22 protein-coding genes and 4 pseudogenes are annotated in these 20,694 nt (G+C 64.6%); 17 read left to right on the top strand and 9 right to left on the bottom strand.

Going from position 1 to position 20,694, the window contains the following annotated elements:
• Window positions 1-75 precede the first annotated feature (75 nt).
• The 7 genes and pseudogenes from AC6CID_RS24375 (at window position 76) to AC6CID_RS24345 (ending at window position 4,063) form a co-directional block, all read left to right on the top strand.
• Window positions 76-357 (top strand): hypothetical protein, encoded by a 282-nt coding sequence (locus tag AC6CID_RS24375; RefSeq protein ID WP_138846302.1) that lies wholly within the window; start codon window positions 76-78, stop codon window positions 355-357.
• 150 nt (window positions 358-507) lie between these two features.
• Window positions 508-702 carry a hypothetical protein gene (locus AC6CID_RS24370; RefSeq protein WP_138846303.1) on the top strand — a complete coding sequence of 65 codons (195 nt, stop codon included), beginning with the start codon at window positions 508-510 and terminating at the stop codon, window positions 700-702.
• Window positions 693-1,431: pseudogene (locus AC6CID_RS24365) on the top strand (DUF6098 family protein). The gene AC6CID_RS24370 and the pseudogene AC6CID_RS24365 overlap by 10 nt, the downstream one beginning before the upstream one ends.
• A gap of 141 nt (window positions 1,432-1,572) precedes the next feature.
• Window positions 1,573-1,749 (top strand): hypothetical protein, encoded by a 177-nt coding sequence (locus tag AC6CID_RS24360; protein ID WP_175428184.1) that lies wholly within the window; start codon window positions 1,573-1,575, stop codon window positions 1,747-1,749.
• 9 nt (window positions 1,750-1,758) lie between these two features.
• Window positions 1,759-1,887 carry a hypothetical protein gene (locus AC6CID_RS24355; RefSeq protein ID WP_259444425.1) on the top strand — a complete coding sequence of 43 codons (129 nt, stop codon included), beginning with the start codon at window positions 1,759-1,761 and terminating at the stop codon, window positions 1,885-1,887.
• Between the two features lie 579 nt (window positions 1,888-2,466).
• Window positions 2,467-3,210 carry a GAF and ANTAR domain-containing protein gene (locus AC6CID_RS24350; RefSeq protein ID WP_220667132.1) on the top strand — a complete coding sequence of 248 codons (744 nt, stop codon included), beginning with the start codon at window positions 2,467-2,469 and terminating at the stop codon, window positions 3,208-3,210.
• A 650-nt stretch (window positions 3,211-3,860) separates the two neighbouring features.
• Window positions 3,861-4,063, top strand: a pseudogene (locus tag AC6CID_RS24345) (cold-shock protein).
• 579 nt (window positions 4,064-4,642) lie between these two features.
• On the opposite strand, the gene AC6CID_RS24340 reads toward AC6CID_RS24345, so the two are convergent.
• The 4 genes from AC6CID_RS24340 to AC6CID_RS24325 form a co-directional block, all read right to left on the bottom strand.
• Window positions 4,643-4,786, bottom strand: coding sequence for a hypothetical protein (locus AC6CID_RS24340; protein WP_220667131.1), 144 nt, complete (start codon window positions 4,784-4,786; stop codon window positions 4,643-4,645).
• A gap of 196 nt (window positions 4,787-4,982) precedes the next feature.
• Window positions 4,983-5,795 carry an ABC transporter ATP-binding protein gene (locus tag AC6CID_RS24335; protein WP_220667130.1) on the bottom strand — a complete coding sequence of 271 codons (813 nt, stop codon included), beginning with the start codon at window positions 5,793-5,795 and terminating at the stop codon, window positions 4,983-4,985.
• Between the two features lie 143 nt (window positions 5,796-5,938).
• Window positions 5,939-6,550: an AAA family ATPase gene (locus AC6CID_RS24330; RefSeq protein ID WP_220667129.1), complete on the bottom strand. Its 612-nt coding sequence runs from the start codon at window positions 6,548-6,550 to the stop codon at window positions 5,939-5,941.
• 152 nt (window positions 6,551-6,702) lie between these two features.
• The gene (locus AC6CID_RS24325) at window positions 6,703-7,368 is read right to left on the bottom strand and encodes a FadR/GntR family transcriptional regulator (protein WP_220667128.1); all 666 of its coding nucleotides are present in this window, start codon (window positions 7,366-7,368) and stop codon (window positions 6,703-6,705) included.
• Window positions 7,369-7,521: 153 nt separating this feature from the next.
• On the opposite strand from AC6CID_RS24325, the gene AC6CID_RS24320 reads away from it, so the two are divergent.
• The 6 genes from AC6CID_RS24320 to AC6CID_RS24295 all read left to right on the top strand — a co-directional run bounded on the left by AC6CID_RS24320 (window position 7,522) and on the right by AC6CID_RS24295 (window position 13,244).
• Complete coding sequence (locus AC6CID_RS24320) at window positions 7,522-9,177, top strand: bifunctional fumarylacetoacetate hydrolase/alpha/beta hydrolase family protein (protein ID WP_498354620.1); 1,656 nt, start codon at window positions 7,522-7,524, stop codon at window positions 9,175-9,177.
• A gap of 127 nt (window positions 9,178-9,304) precedes the next feature.
• On the top strand, window positions 9,305-10,588 hold the full coding sequence (locus AC6CID_RS24315) for a metal-dependent hydrolase family protein (protein WP_498354619.1): 1,284 nt from the start codon (window positions 9,305-9,307) through the stop codon (window positions 10,586-10,588).
• Window positions 10,589-11,149: 561 nt separating this feature from the next.
• Window positions 11,150-11,935: an MBL fold metallo-hydrolase gene (locus AC6CID_RS24310; protein ID WP_220667125.1), complete on the top strand. Its 786-nt coding sequence runs from the start codon at window positions 11,150-11,152 to the stop codon at window positions 11,933-11,935.
• A gap of 178 nt (window positions 11,936-12,113) precedes the next feature.
• Window positions 12,114-12,374, top strand: a complete 261-nt coding sequence (locus AC6CID_RS24305) for a hypothetical protein (protein WP_220667124.1) — start codon at window positions 12,114-12,116, stop codon at window positions 12,372-12,374.
• Window positions 12,367-12,633, top strand: coding sequence for a WhiB family transcriptional regulator (locus AC6CID_RS24300; RefSeq protein WP_498354618.1), 267 nt, complete (start codon window positions 12,367-12,369; stop codon window positions 12,631-12,633). The genes AC6CID_RS24305 and AC6CID_RS24300 overlap by 8 nt, the downstream gene beginning before the upstream one ends.
• Entirely contained in the window at window positions 12,630-13,244 is a 615-nt protein-coding gene (locus AC6CID_RS24295) for a hypothetical protein (protein ID WP_220667122.1), read from the top strand. The genes AC6CID_RS24300 and AC6CID_RS24295 overlap by 4 nt, the downstream gene beginning before the upstream one ends.
• On the opposite strand, the gene AC6CID_RS24290 is transcribed toward AC6CID_RS24295, so the two are convergent.
• Window positions 13,245-14,102: an AraC family transcriptional regulator gene (locus tag AC6CID_RS24290; RefSeq protein ID WP_259444428.1), complete on the bottom strand. Its 858-nt coding sequence runs from the start codon at window positions 14,100-14,102 to the stop codon at window positions 13,245-13,247.
• 133 nt (window positions 14,103-14,235) lie between these two features.
• Between AC6CID_RS24290 and AC6CID_RS24285 the strand changes: the two are divergent.
• The 4 genes and pseudogenes from AC6CID_RS24285 to AC6CID_RS24270 form a co-directional block, all read left to right on the top strand.
• A pseudogene (locus AC6CID_RS24285) lies at window positions 14,236-14,391 on the top strand (recombinase family protein); the annotation flags it as partial.
• A gap of 297 nt (window positions 14,392-14,688) precedes the next feature.
• Complete coding sequence (locus AC6CID_RS24280) at window positions 14,689-14,859, top strand: recombinase family protein (RefSeq protein WP_498354617.1); 171 nt, start codon at window positions 14,689-14,691, stop codon at window positions 14,857-14,859.
• Between the two features lie 127 nt (window positions 14,860-14,986).
• Window positions 14,987-16,240 carry an IS256 family transposase gene (locus AC6CID_RS24275; protein ID WP_498354616.1) on the top strand — a complete coding sequence of 418 codons (1,254 nt, stop codon included), beginning with the start codon at window positions 14,987-14,989 and terminating at the stop codon, window positions 16,238-16,240.
• A 109-nt stretch (window positions 16,241-16,349) separates the two neighbouring features.
• A pseudogene (locus AC6CID_RS24270) lies at window positions 16,350-16,727 on the top strand (recombinase family protein); the annotation flags it as partial.
• Between the two features lie 138 nt (window positions 16,728-16,865).
• On the opposite strand, the gene AC6CID_RS24265 reads toward AC6CID_RS24270, so the two are convergent.
• The 4 genes from AC6CID_RS24265 to AC6CID_RS24250 all read right to left on the bottom strand — a co-directional run bounded on the left by AC6CID_RS24265 (window position 16,866) and on the right by AC6CID_RS24250 (window position 20,645).
• Complete coding sequence (locus AC6CID_RS24265; protein WP_498354615.1) at window positions 16,866-17,771, bottom strand: DUF2971 domain-containing protein; 906 nt, start codon at window positions 17,769-17,771, stop codon at window positions 16,866-16,868.
• A gap of 586 nt (window positions 17,772-18,357) precedes the next feature.
• Entirely contained in the window at window positions 18,358-19,317 is a 960-nt protein-coding gene (locus AC6CID_RS24260) for a DUF2637 domain-containing protein (RefSeq protein ID WP_220667184.1), read from the bottom strand.
• Window positions 19,318-19,545: 228 nt separating this feature from the next.
• Window positions 19,546-19,866 (bottom strand): hypothetical protein, encoded by a 321-nt coding sequence (locus tag AC6CID_RS24255; protein ID WP_006553234.1) that lies wholly within the window; start codon window positions 19,864-19,866, stop codon window positions 19,546-19,548.
• On the bottom strand, window positions 19,863-20,645 hold the full coding sequence (locus AC6CID_RS24250; protein ID WP_220667185.1) for a ParA family protein: 783 nt from the start codon (window positions 20,643-20,645) through the stop codon (window positions 19,863-19,865). The genes AC6CID_RS24255 and AC6CID_RS24250 overlap by 4 nt, the downstream gene beginning before the upstream one ends.
• Window positions 20,646-20,694: the final 49 nt, after the last annotated feature.

Raw genomic sequence — 20,694 nt, 5'->3', positions numbered from 1 at the left:
ACGGTGCGCGTGATCGAAAAGCCACGCAGGCCGATACTGGCACACGGGGACGAATGAGAAACGAAAGCCACGGGCATGGACTGGACACGGCGTTGGGCACTCGAGGACGTCGAGACATTAGTTGTGATTTTGGCGTCGATCGTCGCCGAGGTACTCGATGATGTCCCCGCCGGCGTTGAGGTGCGGCATGTCACGCTGGCCGAGGACCTGCGGTGCCGCTACGAGCGCACCTGCCGGATGTTGGCTTCGGCCGTGAACGAAGCCCGCGAGATGGGCGTAGAGATTCCTCCCACGGCCGAATACGACCCGGGGCGGTCTTTTCGTGCCCTCCGGCCCCGCGAGTCGGCATTGAACTGACCTGGCATCCGGTAATGGAGACCGAGACGGGCAGTGCGTGGCAGACACCACCCACGCTGCCGCGCTGGTACGCCTCGATCGTGGACGGGTTGCTTCCGGATCTGGTGGTGGTGGCCTGCACCGCCGTATCGACGAGAGGATCGGGAGTACATGACTCATCCGACCGACTCGGAGCCGGCCCGGGAGCGGGAACGACCCGTCGTCGACAATCTCGATCGGTTCGCGGCGATGGTCGGCGAGGACGATCAGCTCGTCCCGCGGTACTTCGAGGGATCCGACATCGACGCCGAAACGGACCGAGCCCAGACTACGAAGCCGACATACTGCTGCCGGGATTGTCGGTGACCACCATCTCCCCCGCACCATGGTGGCCGCGGCGGGCGGCGGATGGGATCGTGCGCCGGATCCGCAGGTACGCCGAACTCGGGCGAAGAGCACAGACGTTTCGCCTGGCTGCTGCACGGCACGGTGGCCGATGTCGGACCGGACCACGAACCCCTCGTCGTCGATGTGCGACCGGTAGCCCGATTGAGCACCGATGTACTCGAGCAAGCGCACCGTTGTCTCGCGATCGGTTCCGTGTGGGGCGAGATTCGATGCAGTGCTCGTGACAGTCGAGCTGTGCGCGCGCCGCCCAGGTTGTACCCCTTTCGAGGACGAGCCCAGCCGTCGACTTGCTGCACTCGTGCACCTCCTGCCGTGACGGCACGGCGATCGCTCCGGGTTGTAGAGCGGCGTACCCGCCACGTCGTCAGCGGACAACGCCGATGGAAGCGTTTTCCCGATACCGCGGTGTTCTCCTTGGCGATTTTGATAGACAAGAAAGGCATCCGGGGCGTAGGCGTCTGGGGAAGAGACCGCTCCGTCCCGGATGCACCTTCTTGCTCAGGGCTCACGGATTGCCGGCGCCCCGCTGCGGTGCCGGCCGAGTTGCTGCCGGTCCGCTCCATCGACGTCGAGCCTCGAGCTGTAGGCATCCCTGCCGGTAGCCATGTGGCAACCGGACGGTGGACGATTGTCCGAGTCGCGCGTTCCGGTCGGTATGGAGTAGAAAGTCATCTACACCGAATGTGACCCAAATCATGTTTAGTGTGACGTGAAGGCACATTTGCGCAGGAAGGAGACCCGCGATCGAGAGGGATACGACGGACGCGCCGGTGGTGTCGGTGCACCCTTGCCGGGCCCTCGCTCGGTGACCGTGCCGACCCTCTCGCGATGCCACAGGCACCACACCACCCCACTCCGGAAGGACAGGCCATGATGAACCTCAACGTCGCTCTGCTGCTGCTCATCCTCATGGGGGGACTCGGCGCGGTCGCCGTCGTGCAGGCCGCGCTGACTCACCCGACCGACCGCCGCGGCCGCCGCATCGGGTTCCACCGTCATAGCTGAACACCACCAGTGGCCTATCCCGTCGGCATCCCCAACGACAGCAACACACCCCGGAGCAGGTTCGGTGGCCACGTGCCGGCGGTGCTGCGAGCGCAGTACCGCATCGAGGCCGCCGACGGGCTCGCGCCCCGGCGGTAGGCCCCGCACCGAGCGCGCACGCCTGCGGGTGGGTGGCTGCACGTGACGGCAGGCACCAGAGCAGAAGGGGGCCGGTCCGTCCCATCCCGACACGGTTGATTCGCAGGGGGAATCAACGCCGACGGAGGTGGACAGGACCGGCCCCGGGCGATCGCCGACTCGGTCGGATGCCGGCGTACGACTCCTTTCGGAAGGGTCACCGACGGACAGTCCGCCCCGCACCACCTCCTCCCCTACCGTTGCCCGCGGAGAGGAAGATGGTGGCTCGGCGTTCCTGCCCTCCCGGAGCGTGCCCCCGAAGTACGGTCCGGTGGGGACACTCCGCTTCGCCCCGTTACCTTTTTCGTAGTCCCGCACCGCGGGGCGACGGTCACCAAGTAGCGACCGGGCTGAGGATTACGTCAAGTTCGTGAGAATCACGCACTGTCAGGATGTCGAGAAGGGACAGTGATGGCACCGTCCGTGCTGCGGATGGACGGTCCGGTGGGCGCGTCCTCACCGCAAGGGCCCAGCTCGTGGTGGTTACCGTGCGGGTCATCCCCGATGCCGGCTGCAATCCGGGCATGAAATCCTCATGTGATGACCGACAAGGACGCGGGGGCCGAGTCCCCGCTGATCCCCGAGCCGACCCGGGCGGATCCGGCCACGGTGTTCTCCGCGCTGGCCGAGATCTTGTACAGCGGCTCCGACGCGAGCGAGGTGTACGCGGCGATCTGCGTCGCCGCTACCCTGCTGGTACCGGGTTGCGACCACGCCAGCGTGATGCTGCAGCAGCGCGAACAGTACGTCACCGTCGCCGCCACCGATGACATCGCCGCCCGCATCGACGCATTGGAGCGACGGCTCGGACAGGGCCCGTGCGTCGATGCGATCACCGAGAACATCCCGCAGATCGACCCGGATCTGCGCACCGCCTCCCACTGGCCCGAACTCGCCCGCGCGGTGGTCGAGACCACCCCGGTACGCGCAGTGATGGGTTTCCGGTTGGTCATCGACCAGCACAAGGTCGGTGCCTTGAACCTGTTCTCCACCACTCCGGGCGCGTTCACCACCGAGGCCGCCGCCCAGGCCGGTGTGCTCGCTGCCTTCGCGTCGGTGACCGCCACCGCGGTCAGCCGCGATCAGGACATCGCGTCTCTGCGAGCCGGGCTGCTCAGCAACCGCGAGATCGGCACCGCCGTCGGGCTGCTGATGGGACTGGAGAAGATGACCGCCGACGAGGCCTTCGACGCACTGCGCCGCACCTCCCAGCAGATGAACCTCAAAGTCGCCGACCTGGCCCGCACCCTGCTCGAGTGGCACGGCCGCGCCCAGAATCCCTGACGGTTCCGCGAAAGCGACTCGGCCGGCGGTCCGCCGAGTATCGCCCCGGCTCCGCCCGAACAGATTTTCTGGCATCGGCGCTCTCGCGGTCCGCAGCACCGCCGACAGCGGTGCGAAAAGCCCGGGTGTGCACCACCGAGCTTCCCGCCGGCCCACGCACACGGGGGAGGAATGCGCGGACCGAGCGGCCCCGTCACTCGAGGAGGGAGAACAAGCGGGGACTGCCGACAAACACATATGGACTTCGCCTCTCACGTTACATCCAGGCACGCATGATCCGCGGTCGTCGCGGAGGCAAGGGCCGATCCGCGGGGACGGTGCCACGGTGGCGCAGTCGTGGACATCGACACCCCGGGGAAGGGCCGCGGATCCGGGGAGCTCAAGGCCCGGCAGCGGTCACCTTGCAACGTCGTCGCTCGGTCACCGTCTGTGCGGGTGCAGCAGCATCATGACCTCCACCGCAAGGTTCAGGGCTGTTGCCGAACACAGAGAACCATCCTGCGACCGACCCGGAGAATCGGTCCTGCCCTCGCAGCGGTCCTGTACTGGTAAAGGTCCTCGCGTCCTCGTCGACTGTCCCCTCTCGTCGAATCGAGCGATGACACAATCAGGCATCGACCTCGGGGGTATCGAGGAAGGGCGTGGTGGCGGTGGCACGCGGGGTGATCAGGTGGTTCAACGGTGACAAAGGCTTCGGCTTCATCGCTCCCGACGACGGCGGCGCCGATCTGTTCGTCGAGCACACCGACATCGAATGCAGTAACGTCCCCGTCTTCCAGGACGCCAAGCAGTGGAATTCGACGTGGGTGTGGGTCCCAAGGGGCGCCACGCCCGCCGGGTACGTCGGCTGTGAGTGACGCCCGAAGCACCGCGCTGCTCGATCCCGACGGCACCGTCCCGCGTCAGCCTTGTGAGCACCCTCGTGGCCGCGACGCTGCTCCACACCTGCCGTTGCCGGTGCGATGCCTGCGCCTCCAGGGGTCGTCAGAACAGAGCCTGCGCCGCGTCCAGGGCGGTTCGGTGCGTCTACGGCGGAACCGCACCGCACCTGGACGAAAGGCCGAAGAAATCCGTTCCCGAGTTGATCGTGCACAGTGTGAATAGACTGAATGAGAAACGAATGATCTTCTCGCGGGTTGTCTTCACCAGCGAGAAGCGCCGACGGGGTACGGCACATCCGGCGCAGGGGGCCGGAGACGCCGATCCGCCCCGTCGGCAGTGCCCGGAAGCGCATATTCCGCCCGGCGGCACGTGCGGGGGCGTAGGCTCGAGGTATCGGTGATCGCCTGTCCCCCCCTGCACAGACGATCACCGCCGCCGGGGGGCTTCGAGATCGGGCCACCTCGACGATGCCGGACCCCGTCGCCCATCCCCTGCTGGCGGCGGGGTCCGGGCGTTGTTCGCTCGACGAGTCTACGAGGGTTCCCTCGCATCACCGGCCGAGACCGCAATCGCCGAACTCGACGTCATCCCGGAGTGCACCGACGAACCCATCGAACTCGTCCCGGTCGAGGTCTCCGACGCGGACGGCACGGTGTTCGTCTCCCACCCGCATCACCATGAACGTCTCACCCAAGCCCCGCCGGTAACGAGCGATCAGGACGCCCGGGAACTGGATTTTCCGATCCACAGGATTCGGCTATTTCTCGGGGGTGGTCATCGCTTCTTCGAAGATCCTGGACGGCCAGTGGCAACGCTCGTCTACCGCTGGACAACCTCGCGTGGTACCCACGGCATGATGAGTCCGGCGAACAGTCGAGGAGCAACGGACGTCAGCCGGTGTGCGCTGGGGCCGCTGCGGTGGCGGACCATCGTCCCGCACGGCGCTCGACGACGATCGGATGTCCGAACGCGCGGGTGATCGTTTCCGAGGTCACGGTGTCTTCGACCGGTCCGCGGGCCACGACGGTGCCGTGGGCGAGGACGAGCGCATGGGTCGTCGAGACAGGAAGCTCTTCGAGGTGGTGGGTGACCAGCACCGAGGACAGCTCGGGTCGTAGTTGCCGTAGTTCGGCGAGCACGCCGAGAAGGATCTCGCGGGCCGCGAGATCGAGACCGGTGCTCGGTTCGTCGAGCAGCAGCAGATCCGGGTCGGTGACCAAGGCCCGCGCGATCAATGCCCGGCCCCGTTCTCCCTGTGACAGCACCGACCAGGGGCTGTCGGTGATCGCCCGCAGGCCGAGGATCGCGATCAGGTCCTCGGCCTTCTGGTGTTCGAGGACCGTAGGTTCGGCGCGGCGCGGCAGGGCGGTCGCCGCATACAGTCCGGTCAGCACTGCTTCCCGTACCGGGATGTAGGGGTCGATCCGGGTACGGGGGTCGACGTGACCGATGTGGGTGCGCAGCTCACGCATGTCGACGCGGCCGAGTCGGTGGCCGAGGACGTGCACCGTGCCGGTGGTCGGATGTGATTGTGCTCCGCACAGGGCGAGCAGCGTGGATTTGCCGGCGCCGTTGGGGCCCAGCACCGCCCAGTGCTGACCGGCGCGGATGTCGAGATCGACGTGGGCGACGAGTGCTCGGCCCTGGCGTACAACGCTGACGTCCTGAAGTCGCAGGACATAGGATTGGTCGTCGGCAGGCATGCGCTCCTCATTCACCGTTCCGCACTGTTGAAACACTCCAGAAGGCGGATAGCTTCGCGATTCTGTCAAAGTACCCGTTCAGTGAGAGCGAGAGCTTTTGGGTGTGTCGCCGACTGGTTCACCAGGGTTCGGGAACCCCGTACTCAGATTCTGATATGGCGGATACCGACTGAGGCTCGCCGGAGCTGATAGCGGACGGGGGACAAGCGGCCGTGTGTCGGGTGTAGGTTCGTGCGCGCCACAATGTGCTCCACAACGTCGTCGACGGTGCGATTATCCGTATCGACGTGTTCGGTGAATCGTTCTGTGGCGAGTGCGCTCACGCAACGGTCGATCTGGTGCATAGCCCAGGTTTCATCTCTTCCCGCGATGCGGCCCAGCCAGTAACCGGTGCGGGTCTGTAGCCGACGCCGGAGGGTGCCGGGTGACGCGACGAGGCAGAAGTGCCTGACGTCAATGCCCTCGGCGGACAGACCGGCCATGATCTCGTCGAAGTAGTCCGGGTTGACCAGTGTCATGGGCACGATCACCGGACCGTCGTGGGCAGCCACCGCGTCGGCCAGGGTCGCGACTACCGCTGCTCGCCACTGGGGTCGGTCCTGAAAGTCGCGTCGCGCGGAGGCCGGAAGCATTTTGTGGATCGCGAAGCCGATGAGTTCAGGATCGGCGACGTGAGAGCGAGGTACCCGTCGATGCAACTCGAATGCAGTCTGTGTCTTTCCCGCACCGAACGCACCGTTGATCCATACGAGCATTGCACCGAGCCTAGCGGGACGGCCGGTGCGTGTCGGTCCTGTTCTCCACGTGGCGAACAGTCGTGACTCAGGTGTCCTGCTTGGCGATCCCTAACCAGCACGGTTTTCGTGTGCCGGCTCAGGACTACCGTGCTTCCTCCTTGCGCCCGAGATCAGCTCATCTTCTTGGTCAGTGTTCGTCGCACGTGGAGGAGATGGGTACGCATGTGCTCGGCGGCAGCGTCGGGGTCACGATCTTTGATGGCCTCGAGGATCGCGGTGTGTTCGGCACAGTAGGCGTCGCGCGTGATGGTGCTGAAGGTGCGTTCCTTGAGGTTGCCCCAGATCGGTTGTTCTCGGCAGAGGATGAGATAGCGGCTGACGCCGATGAGGACTTCGTTGTGAGTCGCGGCAGCGAGGCCGTGATGAAAGCGGATGTCCCACTGTTCGAACTCCGCGGACGATGTCGCGTGTTGGCCGTGGCGGAGGATCTGTTCCAGTTCGGCGAGATCGGGGCCGGAGGCGGTAAGCACGACAGCCGACATGAGTGTCGGTTCGATCGTCAGTCGCGCCGCCATGATGTCGGCCGGGCTGGGGCTGCTCACGTCGAGGTTGGGATGTTGAGGCTGCGCGAGGAACGTCCCGCGGCCGACGTGCCGGGTTACCAGGCCGGTGTCGACGAGATGACGCATGGCTTCGCGGATCGCACCTCGACCGAGCCCTGTCGTGGCGGCAAGTTCGCGTTCGGTGGGGAGCCGATCGCCGGGGCGGTAAGCGCCGTCGTGGAGGAGCTGTTCGATATGGCGCAGTGCTTGCGCTGCTGTACCGACCGGGGTCATCGTCGCCTCTCAAACCAATCCGAACCAAAAATACTCCAAGTTTTGCGAAAAAGCCTGCAAGAACATGTGTTGTGGGTCACATGACGTCCCGTTAACGTGGAATTTGCCACCGATTGCACCGATTGGTCGACATTGGTTCTACAGGAGGACTCCGTGCGTTTTTCCCGAATTCAGACTCCCGATGGCGCTCGCGTCTGTGTGATCGGTGACGACGGCACCCCCCGGCCGCTCACCTTCACTGATACCGGCGCGCCGGTGGAGTCGCTGCAGCAGATCATCGCCGGAGGTCGCGACGCGCTCTCACGCCTTGAAGCCGAGGACACTGCTACGGCCGGTGCGCTGCTGGCCCCGCTGACCCCGCACCGCAACATCTTCTGCGTCGGCCGCAACTACTCCGAGCACGCCGCCGAGTTCGCGCGCAGCGGTTTCGACGCCACCGACAACAACACCAACCCGATTCCCGAGTTCCCGGTGGTGTTCACCAAGCCGGCCGCCTCCGTGATCGCTTCCGGTGATCAGGTCGATCCGCACACCGACATCACCTCCACCCTCGACTACGAGGGCGAGATCGGTGTCATCATCGGCAAGCGCGCCTCGAAGGTGTCCAAGGCCGAGGCGATGGACTACGTCTGGGGCTACACGCTGATCAACGATGTCACCGCCCGTGACCTGCAGCATTCCCACAAGCAGTGGTTCATCGGCAAGTCACTCGACACCTTCTGCCCGATGGGACCGTGGGCGGTGTCCGCCGACGACATCGACATCACCGACCTCCAGTTGCAGACCCGCATCAACGGCGAACTGCGTCAGGACGCGAACACCGCCCAGCTCATCTTCGATGTGCCCACCATCATCGAAACCCTCTCTGCAGGAATCACCCTCGAACCCGGCGATGTGATCGCCACCGGAACCCCGGTCGGTGTGGGCATCGGCTTCGACCCGCCGAAGTACCTCGTCCCCGGCGACGAGATGGTCGTCTCCGCCCCGGGCCTGGGGGAACTGCGCAATGTCATCGGCGGCGCCGCGGCCCCCGAGCCGCTCACCCGCATCGGCTCACGCCGATTGTTCATCGAGAAGACCGGGAACGGCCCGGCTGTCGTGCTCATCCATGGTCTGGGCGGTGCCAGCACGGTTTACGAACCGCAGGTACAGGCGCTGGCCGAGCAGCACACCGTGCTGCGTTACGACCTGTCCGGACACGGCCGGTCCCCGGTGGTCGGAGCGAACAGCATCGAGAACTGGGTCGACGAGCTCGCCGCGCTGCTCGATGCCGAAGGACTCGACCAGGTCGCTCTCGTGGCGCACTCGATGGGCACTCTGATCGCCACCACGTTCGCAGCCACCTACCCGGGGCGGGTCTCGCGTCTGGCGCTGCTGGGTCCGGTGCGCTCCCAGAACGAGCAGGCCCAGGCCGCAACCCGAGCACGCGCCCGAACCGTGCGCGAGGGCGGTATGCCGGCAGTGGCCGACACCATCGTCGCCGCTGCACTGTCCACGGAGACCAAGACCACTCGCCCGCTTGCGGTCACGGCGGTACGCGAGCTACTGCTCGGACAGGACCCGGACGGCTACGCCAACGCCTGCGAAGCCCTCGCCGCGGCCACCGAACCGAAGTTCACCGACATTGCCGTCCCTACTCTGCTGATCACCGGTGACGAGGACAAGGTCAGTCCCGTCGCAGTCAACGAGCAGCTGGCCGAGTCGATCACCGACTCGCGCCTCGAGATCCTCGACGGGGTTGGCCACTGGCACACCCTCGAGGACCCGAGCCGCGTCACCGCACTGCTCACCGAGTTCCTCAACCGCTGACCAGCACATTCCCACAGCCAACCGACCGGCGCACGCCGGGGCGGGAGCCAACTCTGCCCTCCTGCGGATCGGCCCCGCCCCGGGCGCCACCCCCTCTTCCACGCCTTCCCGAAAGGAGGTGGACGCGATGTCCGCCACCGTGTTCACCAACGTCCGGATCTTCGACGCCACCGGTACCGACCCCTACACCGGTGACGTTCGCATCGTCGACGGCCGTATCGCCGAGGTCACCGCCCACCCCGGTTCGGTCGACCGCACCGGCGCCCGCGTCATCGACGGTGCCGGCAAATTCCTCATGCCGGCACTGTGCGACGCCCACACCCACTTCTCCTGGACCAACTCCGCCGATCTGCCGGGCTTGGGCACCATGGGCGTGGAAGAACACACCTTGCTCTCCGCCCGCTCCGCCCTGACCTACATCGACCACGGCTACACCATGTGCGTCGGCGCCGCCGCCGCCAAGCCCCGCCTGGATGTGGTCATCCGCAACGCCATCAACTCCGGACAGATCCCCGGCCCCCGCTATCTGGCGAACTGCCAGGAAATCGCCGTGACCGGCGGTGCCCTGGTCAACGGCATCACCGCCTTCGCCGACGGACCCGAAGAGATGCGCAAAGCCGTGCGCCACAACGTCGAACTCGGCGCTGATCTGGTCAAGCTGTCCATGTCGGGAGAGGACATCACCGGCAACCAGCACGCCAAGGACAACTACTTCTCCGACGAGGAAACCGCCGCCGCCGTCACCGAGGCCCACCGCCGCGGCCTGCGAGTGTGCAGCCACGCCCGCTCCGGCGAAAGCGTGAAGATGTCCCTGCGCAACGGCGTCGACATCATCTACCACGCCTCCTTCACCGACGAAGAAGGCCTGGACATGATGGAAGAACAGAAAGACCGCATCTTCGTCGCACCCGGCATCAACTGGCTCGTCGCCACCCTCGAAGACGCCGCCGAATTCGGATACCCCCCGGAGGCAGCCGAAGCAGCCGGCTACCGTCACGAACTCGAATGCGCCATCGAAGGACTCAAGAAGATGAAGGCCCGCGGAATCCGCGTTCTTCCCGGCGGCGACTACGGATTCGCGTGGACCCCGCACGGTACCTACGCCCGCGACCTCGCCCACTTCGTGAATCTGCTCGACTTCAGCCCCAAGGACGCCTTGCTGTCGGCGACCAAACTCGGCGGTGAAATCATGCGAATGGGAGATGAACTCGGCCAGATCCGCCCCGGTTACTACGCGGACCTGATCCTCATCGACGGAGATCCCTTGGCTGACATCACGGTCCTGCAGAACAAGGACCGCATCGTCGCCATCATGAAGGAAGGTGTCTTCCACAAGGATCCCGGTACCGGAGTCGAACGCGGCATCCGCGAGGTCGACGAAATCCACCACGGCAGCCCCGTCCCTGCCTGAGGTCACCGCATGCTTCCCCGGTCCGTCGAGTGTGGGCCGGGGAACAGCGGTGCAGACGACGGACTCCGACAGCGCGTCACAGTGCTCCACTGTGGCCGTGGACAGCGGCCATGCACCTCTCCCGTGAAGGACCTCTATGTGCAATCTCATTCACCAGGCCCACCAACACTCATTGTCGCGGCGCGGCTTGCTGGCCGGCATGATGGCCGTGGGTGCCGCGACCGCTCTCACCGGGTGTTCATCCGCTGCATCCTCCGGGCCTGCGCAGACCCCTTCAGCCACCTTCGATTACGTCCGACAGGCGCGCTCATATCGCACACGGGCCGTGCTGCTCGGGACCGCCGGCGGGCCGATGACCTGGCTCCCCGCGCACAACGGCACCGATCAACCCCGTCACGGTATTGCCACCGCGGTCGTTGTCGGTGATGCGTTCTACCTGGTGGATTGCGGGATGGGCGTTGCCATCAACTCCGCAAAGCACAACTCGGTCAAGACGGCGATTTTCACGGCTACGAGGGACTCCGCGGGATCTTTCTCACCCACTTGCACTCGGACCACACCATGGACTACTTCAACATCGTGTTGTCCGGGTGGTACCACGGTCTGCCCGGACCTGAACCGATCGGCGTCTACGGCCCAGGAGACCGCGGGGCGCTTCCGGCTGTCACCGGCCCCGAGGACGTTGCGGTAGTCAATCCCGACAATCCCACTCCCGGCACCGTCGACATGACCGCCTATCTCACCCAGGCCTACGCCACCGACATCAACGACCGCCTCCGCGATTCCGGCAAGCCGTCCCTCGAGCACATGATCCGTGCGCGCGACATCGACATCCCCGCTGCGGTCGCAGCCCGTCCCAACGACAATCAGTTTCCCGAGATGGACCCCTTCGTCGTCATGGAAGACGACCGCGTCAAGGTCAGCGCCACCCTGGTCGATCACGGCGCTGTCTACCCGGCCTTCGCGTTCCGATTCGACACCGACGACGGATCCATCACCTTCTCCGGTGACACCGCACCCAGCCCGAACCTGGTCCGTCTCGCACGCGACACCGACATCCTCGTCCATGAAGTCATCGACGCCGACTGGGTGAGAGCACTGTACGGCGAACCGCCCTACAGTCCCGATGAGGAAGGATTCATCGAACACCTGCTCCACTCACACACCACCATCGAACAGGTCGGCCCCGTCGCCGAACAAGCCGGCGCGAAGACACTCGTCCTGTCGCACCTGGCCCCGGGAAACAACCCCAGCGAGCGATGGCAGGCGGCCTCCGCCGGATACTCCGGAGAACTCATCATCGGCGAAGACCTGATGGAAATCGGCATCGGAGCCCGCACCAACTGACCACCGGCTTCATGCGGTGTACCCGCCGGGCCCACGCCCGAGTGATCTTGCCCGGATTCCTCCCTGGCTCCTCCGGTGTCGCAGGAGGACCACCACCACAGCTATCCGGACAGAACCTCGCCTTATCCAGTCACTCGCCCCGAACCCGTACCCCTATACGACTTCGAAAGGTCACACGATGACCGTCGACGACGAGATGGTCGACCTGGCCCTGCGCTGGCGGCAGTGGAACGGCGCACCCGAAGGAGAGATCTTCGTTCACTTCGGTGTCCACGCCGACGAATACTATCGACGCCTGTCCCACGCCATCGAACACGATCCCCGACTGACCACGGATCTGCGCTCGGACTTGCGGCGCCTGTGCCGACTGCGTCTCGCACCACCGCCACGCCCACACCGCACGTCCACCGCACCTCACCCCACCTCGCACCATGAGTGAGTACATCGGTACCCAGTACACGTGGCGCTTCCACGCACGCTGCACCGACTTCGACGTCGATACCTTCTTCGGTCCCCCCACGGAAAGCCACGGGGTCCGGATCAGACGCGAGCGCATGGCCCGACGAATCTGCTCGCGCTGTCCCGTCCTCGAGTCCTGCCGACGTTTTGCGGTGGAAACCGGTCAACCGCACGGTATCTGGGGTGGGCTGACGGAATCCGAGCGTCGCAATCTCGGACGAGATCGACAGAGCGCATGAGTGCAGCGCTCCTGTTCGTCGTCACCATCGCGGTCATGACCGGTGCCGCTTTGCAACGGCTCAGCGGTACCGGACTCGCGCTCGTCACCGCGCCGATTCTGTCCGTTCTGCTCGGTCCCGTCTCCGGTGTCCTGACCGTCAACCTGTGCAGCGTCATCTCTGCGGCCATGCTTCTGCCGGTGGTACGCGCAGAGATCGCGTGGTCGAAATATCGCCTGCTCGCCCCCGCCGCACTCGTTGGCGCCGTACCCGGAGCCTGGCTGGCCGTTTCGCTCCCGACCCGGATGAACGCCACCGCGGGGGTGGCCACACCCGCTCTGATGGTCTACGCCCTGGCCAGCCGGTGGCCGCATCGCAGCTTCGCCGCGACCCTGCAACCGTTCTTCCTCACCGTCGCCACCGGATCCCTGCTCCTCAAGCTCCCCACGGCCGATTTCAGCGCTCTCTCGTGGTCGGTCCTCGCTGCCGCGGTGTTCGCACTCCCCACCGGCATCGCTGTCGCCGGCTTCCTGCGTCACAAAGTCGATGCCGACCGTGCCCGCCGATTGGCCATCATCTTGGCCTACCTCGGAGCACTCGCTGCCATTGTCCGCGCGGTCCTCATCGGTTGATCACTTGCGCCATGCTCCCGGCGAGACACCGTGTACCTGGCGGAAGCGACGATTGAAGTACGCCGGATCCCGAAATCCCACCCGTCGAGCAATCGCTTCTACCGGAAGGTCGGTGTGGGACAACAGCAATCGCGCCTCTACCATCCGACGTTCGGTGATCCACTCGCCGATCGTCCGACCCGTCCGCTCCCGCACCACTGTGGTCAGATGACCGGGCGACATCCCCACCGCCTCGGCTACATCCCGGGCGGACAACTCCTGCGCGAAATGCTTTTCGATCACACCGAACGCATCCGCCAGCACCGGCTCCTGCCGATGCCGTAGCTCCCCCTCGACATCACCGGCCAGTCGCGCAACCTCGAGCAACACCAGCAGCAGATAGGCCCGCACCGCCAAATCACTGCCTGCGCGAAGGCCACGAAACTCCGCTTCGAGGCCCTGCAGCAAACTCTCCCACCGTGGCCGGTCGGCTTCTTCGACATGGAACAGGCCGGCCTCCGTGCTCGACTCCGCCGCCAGAAACGGGCTGAGCAGCGGGTTCGACCGCCACAACTGCAACGATTGGCCGAGCCCGGTCATCCCTTCGAGCACCGTCGGAGAAAACTCCACGGCCCACCCGGTGGCAGCGTCCACCATCGACAAATCGTGCACCACGCCCGGAGGGAGAAGCACGACATCGCCGGGTGCCACAGGCAGCATCCGGTTCATCACCATGTGTGGGCCCGAACCGGACCGGAAGTACAACAACTCGAGATCGTTGTGGCCGTGCGGACCCGTCTGTACCCGCGGATTCGCCGCCTCCACCGACTGCACGTCGATCGCCGCCGACCGGGAACTGTGACCTTGGGCCTCGAACATCAACACTCGAGAGTCCTGCATACTCTCTACCCCTCAATATGGTGGCCGATCGCGCATTGTACCGGGGACAGCCACCCAAGATTAGTTCAGCCGTCTACCCGCTTCGAGTAAACCGGGTTCAAGACAGACTGATCGAGTACGCGGAGTCCCCGACGATCGGATCTACACCGACAAGGGCTACACCGGGCGCAACCGACATCGGCCCGGTCTGCGCGAAGCTCTCGCCATCTGCCGGGAAGGCGACATTTTGGTCATCGCCAAAGTCGATCGCCTCGGCCGCATCGCATGAGGTGGACTTCCAGCAAAACCTTCAGGTCAAACGCAAGCCAACATTGCTCCATTTGCTTCGCTCAGCTTTCCAGTGGAACCCGTATCGAGTGCGCTCACTCTCTGTGCGGTCTTCTGCGTGTCTTGCTCAGGAACGGTCCCGTGAGATGCCTGTGCTGTTTGAAGATCCTCAAACAGCACACCTTGAAACGGTCCGGCACCCGATCGTGTCCTGCGGAAGGTGCCGTCCGAGCGTACTGTTTAACCGTCCTGCATGTCGGTCTCGTATAGCTGACCCACACAGCACGATCGTCATCTCATGGACGGAATCCTGATCGGCTATGCCCGATGCAGCACCGCGGGCCAAGATCTGCGAGCGCAACGCACAGCCCTCAAACGCCTCGGATTCCCCGACGAGCGGATCTACACCGACAAGGGCTACACCGGCCACAATCGACACCGGCCCGGTCTGCGCGAAGCACTCGAGTAGTGCCCCATAGAGTGGTGTAACTCGGTGGCCGAGATCGTGTCTGACGCTGTGTCGTTGACGGACGTAAAGCGGCCACCGCGTGATCCTTCGAGTCAACCTTCCACAGAATCCTCGAGGAGTCATCGCGATGACCGCACCCCATATTGTCGACCCTGCCGGCCTACTCGGCCAAGCCCTCGCAGACGCGTCACCGGATCTGATGCGCGAACTGCTGCAGACCATGATCAACGCCCTGCTCTCTGCGGATGCCGACGCCGTATGCGGGGCCGAATGGAACGCACGCTCTGCCGAACGCACCAACCGCCGCAACGGCTACCGTCACCGACCCCTCGACACCCGGGTCGGCACCGTCGACGTCGCGGTTCCGAAGCTACGCTCGGGCAGCTACTTTCCCGAGTGGCTCCTCGAACGCCGCAAGCGGGCCGAGTCAGCGCTGATCACCGTCGTGGCCGACTGCTACCTGGCCGGTGTGTCGACCCGCCGGATGGACAAACTGGTCAAGACACTCGGCATCGACTCACTGTCGAAGTCACAGGTCTCACGCATGGCCGAAGACCTCGACGAGCAGGTCGCCGCATTCCGGCACCGCCGCCTCGACGAAGCCGGACCGTTCACCTTCGTCACCGCCGACGCGTTGACGATCAAGGTTCGTGAGAACAAGCAGGTCGTCAAGGCCGTCGTGCTGCTGGCTACCGGCGTCAACGGCGACGGCCACCGCGAGGTGTTGGGCATGCAGGTGGCCACCAGTGAGACCAAGGCATCGTGGAACACCTTCTTCGCCGACCTGGTGGCCCGCGGCCTGGGCGGGGTGCGCTTGGTTACCTCCGATGCTCATGCCGGGCTCGTCGAGGCAATCGCGGCGAACCTGCCCGGCGCGGTGTGGCAGCGCTGCCGCACCCACTACGCCGCCAACCTCATGGCAGTGTGCCCCAAGTCCATGTGGCCGGCGGTAAAAGCGATGCTGCACAGCGTGTATGACCAGCCCACCGCCACCGCGGTGCACGAGCAGTTCGACCGACTCCTCGAATACACCGACGGCCGATTGTCCGAGGTCGCCGACCACCTCGGCGACGCCCGCGAGGACCTGCTCGCCTTCACCGGGTTCCCCGACGACGTGTGGCGCCAGATCTGGTCCAACAACCCCACCGAGCGACTCAACCGCGAGATTCGCCGCCGCACCGACGTTGTCGGCATCTTCCCCAACCGCGACGCCATCATCCGCCTCGTCGGCGCCGTCTTGGCCGAACAGACCGACGAATGGGCCGAAGGCCGCCGCTACCTCGGCCTCGAAGTCCTCAGCCGCTGCCGACTGACCCTGACCACCGACACCCCCACACCGACGGAGGTAACCACCGATCCACTGATGCAACTACCCGCCTGAACCTCCGAAGGATCAGAAACGAATTACACCACTACTCGGGACTTGACCAGCACTCGCCGCCTGCCGCGAAGGCGACACCCTCGTCGTCACCAAACTCGACCGCCTCGGTCGCTCCGCCGTTGACCTCCGGGCGATCGCCGACAAACTCGAAGCCAAAGGCACCCGGCTGAGCATCGGTGGCTCTGTTCACGACCCGACCGATCCCACCGGCAAACTCTTCTTCGGCATGTTGTCGCTGATGGTCGAGTTCGAATCCGACCTCATCCGAGTCCGCACCCGCGAAGGCATGGCCGAAGCGAAGAAGGCCGGCCGACTCAAAGGCAAGCAACCGAAGCTGTCCGCCTTGCAGCGCAAACGCCTGCTCGCCGACTACGAATCCGGCGAGTACACCGCAGCTCAGCTCTGCGAGATCAGCGGCCTGTCGCGTTCCGCGATGTACGCCACCTTGCGCCGAGCCCGAGAAGAAGTCGCACTCTCCCGCCCCTGATCGTCCAGGACGCCGGGCCCGCAAGCTGACACGGCACTAGATGTACCCAGCCAGGACATTGGTGGCAGGCGTGTCGGTGCGTCGGTGCAGAATCACCATCTGACGCCGAGCTGACTTCGGTCGCCACCGGTTCAGTAGTCAGCTCCGAAAAGGGGTCTCGCTTATCTCAACCTCCACGTCATTGAAGGACAACTGCCGCAGCATTCTCTTCACCGATACCGCTCGAAGCTGCCGGTCAGGACTTGGACCCACCCACACCGATTTGGAAATCAAACCCTTATACAAAGGGCCTTTATCCGGGTCCTTCAGGGAGTAAGGAGTGAACCGAAGCGGCAGATACGGGATCAACATGCCTTGAACCGACACACGGAACAGGCACCGAGTGAACGTCTCCCCAAGTGAGACAAACAGACGCCACTCCTGCTCTTCTTCAAACGATGGGTGCTTGAACTGAGCAAGGCACTCAAGGGCTAGGCGAAGAGCCGAGGGACGATTCTCCGGGTCGACGATCTTCCTGGCCTGGCGCTGGATGAAACTCTCATCGACCTTGTACTGCACAGGAGCGAGCTCTGCGCCCCCCAGGAATGGGGTCCCAAAGTTCGCCAGTGCTTGCTCCATGACAGGCACCAGGAAATTCCTAAGCACCTCCGTGGGGAATTCAATGGAGTACCCATTGGCTCCGTATCCTCGCCACTGGCTAAGAAGATCCGGCTCCTTACAAAAACTCGTCACGTAGGCCGAGTGAGTGGTCGCGTTGTCTTCGGGGTCGAGGAAGTTTCCTTCGCCGATACGCTCAGCGAGCTCGTCGATGAGCTTCGCATGGTCAGCATCGGAACGATCTACCAGATCGCGCATCGCATCCGCGAGGTCCTTGGCCGCGAACGTCAACTCTTGGGCATCATTCAAATACCGCGCATCCGTCGCCCACAGGGTGAGCGAGCAGGTGGTGGGAACCTCCCAACCGCGGAAATCGCGAGGTTCAAAGATTCCCATCAAACCCGCAGCCGTCGTGTAGTGATGCAACGTCTCCGGTATGGCGGCCATGCTCAAAGAGATTACGAGAAGTCTCCGACACGCTCTCTGCTCTATCCCGGTGGGTGCGCCCGAGATCGAAGGAGTGTCCTGTTTCCCGGGGGGCGATCCGCCCCGGACCCCCTTCGGATTGACCGATGCTGAGAGGCCGCACGAACTTGTCAGCGGGTCGACCTGGCGATACGTCACTCGATGTCAGCGGCAGACCGCACGGAATGTCAGTAGGTGCCTCAGGAGCTGTCGTACGGATACGCGGTGGCCATGGGGACAGCCACTGCGTGTCCCACCGATGGCGCTCTGGGAGCGTCAGCTTGCAGACCGCGGCGGACTCTCGAAGGAAGTGGCCTGTGCCGCCGAGACTGCCGCGACCAAAATACCCACCGGGCCCCGATACTGCTTCGCCCACAACAGGGAGAAAATCCTCAAGCGACCGAATGCGACGGCCGTCAATGAAGTACACGGCATCTCTCTTCGGCATTCCAGCTCCATCCTCATCGTCACCGCCCCGACCTTCCGCACAATCTGCCGGTCGCAGTACATAGGCGGCGGCGGACAGCGTTCTCCGCCGCCGCTTGGGGCAAGGTTCCGATACGGAGGTCTAGACGAGGGAGGGCTCTTTCACCGGATCAGCGGTCTCGATTGCAGGCAATGGCGGGACCAGAAACCCTTCGGTTTCGGCCGCCTGACAGAACTGCCGCCACCGCCGGCTGACGGTGGACTTGTCGATCTGCAATCGGTGAGCAACATCGATCTGCCGCAGTTGCGGGGACTTGATCATCATCGATGCCACGACTTGCACGGTCTCGTGGAACCCGGAGTCAGCGAGGAATCGAAGCAATCCCTCCTGGGTCTGCGCATATCCGTTGCGCGTGACGGACACCGCCGGTTGTCCCATTGTTGTCGGCTCGACAACCGAGTTGCAGGCGAAGGCGGGTGTTCCCGAAGCAGTTGCATCGCTCTGTTCGGTCACGGGCCCGCCCTGCAACGGTGCGTGCGCGGCGCTGTGAGGGGTTGCCAGACCGCCGTCAGCGGTTGCGCCGTCTCCGGGAGCACGAGGCTCGGGACGCACCGCGGTCCGAGGCGCGGTGGCAGAGACAGTCGAAGCGGGCGCCACGGTGTTGGTAAGCGCCGGAGTACCGGGAGAGGGTTGGTTGCGCTGGATCATCATCACGAACAAGTGGAACAACGCCAACCACAGCAGCGGGAAAATCGCGGCAAACAGCGCTCCGATCCAGGGAGCCTGCGGAACGAACCCGAGGTCCTCCCCTGCTGCAACTCGGGCAAGGTTGCGCTCAGCTGTCTGCCAGGCATGGAAGGCGTTGCCGACCACACTCAACAACACCGTCACCACGGCCAACGTGGCGCAGTACGCAAGGGTGTATCGGCCGCGGCCGGAGATGCGGAAGATGACATAGCCGGCGGTTGCAGCAGCTTGGGCAACGTCGATGGCAACCGGCGCCATCCATGCTCGTCCCGGTTGCACACCGACCTCGATCGCCAAGGCTCGAAGTGCATCAAACGACAGGATGAAGGACAGCGCTGCGATGAACAGGGTCATGGCGGCCACAGTCACCAACGCCAGTGTCATCTGTCGACTCACGGGCAGCTCGGTTCGCAACGCGGTTGCGGGCGGGGTTGTATCGTCGGGCATGACCGGATGGTGTCCTTCCTGACGGGGGGTAGTCCTGGTCAACGGTCCCCTTGCGGTTGCAGCCGCGTAGGGACCTGCACTGCGTGCGTCGCGGGCCTGCAACGCACGCAGTGCTGGGGGTCTCGTAGTGCTACGTCAGAGTCCGTGCTTGTCGAGATACTCCTGCAGCGCCTTGTCGGTAATCGACGCCTCGCTGATGGTTCGGTCTCCCGTCTCGTAGCGAAGTTTGTCCACTCCCCTACGCAGCCGCGCCTTGATGCTCGGACGGATTCGCGTGTTGTGCGTCGCCGACAGGCCCTCTGCCGGATCGGTGTCGCTTCCCGTCACTGACGGCGTGACCGAACGTGCAGGTACTGGGGTCGGCGCGGGCGTTGATTGCTCGATGCGCGTGGGGCGTTCGGGCAGTTCTTCGGCGGGGTGGGTCTTGCGGATCGCCGGCTGACGTTGTGCGGTCACGATGCACCTCCAGTGGTGAGAGACAGTTCGGCAAGAAGATCGCTGTAGGCGGTTTGAAGAGAAATCGCGCGACCACCTCGGAATTGATGGATCGGTGTCCGTGCGCTGTGCGCGTCCTGACGAGTCGCCAGTTCCGGAATGATCGTGCGGGCTACGAGATCGCCATAGACCTCCCGCAGCTCGGTCTCCCGGAAGTTGTGCTCGGCGGTGCCGCGGCGGCGGCTGAGAACGATCTTGTCGAAGTTGAGGCGAGGGTTGGCACGTTTGCGCACCGTACGGATGGTTTCGTCGAGGCGTTCGACGCCATGCACACTGTCGATCGTCGGTTCGGTGACAGCTACCACCCCGTCACAAGCGATGAGGACGGCGAACAGGACCTTGCCCAAGCTTGGTGGACAGTCGAACAGCACGACGTCGTAGGGACTCAGATCCAGGCCTTCGAAGGCGACATCGAGGCGGAAAACCAGGTCGTTTGAGCCATCGGACTCGATTTTGCCGAGCTCCTCGTCTGCGGGAATCAGGTCGACTCCGCCCCAGTCGGTCGCTATGACGGCATTTGCCGCGCCACCTTCGACGGTCTGGTTCATCAGGTGGTAGGTGGTGAGCATGTCGCCTTCGACGGTCACACCGAGGCCGTTGGTGGCATTGCCCTGAGAGTCGGCATCGACGACAAGGACCTTGCCCCCATTCGCTGACACAGCACTGGCCAGGCCGAGTGCTGTTGCAGTCTTGCCCACGCCGCCCTTCTGATTGGCAATGGCGATCTTGCGTGGTTGCATTGCGCACCTTTCAGTCGATGATCCGAGTCCGTGTTGCATCACGGCGCGT

It is taken from the genome of Rhodococcus sp. GQ147, from assembly GCF_059759155.1.
This window is presented reverse-complemented; position numbering and strand designations above follow the sequence as displayed.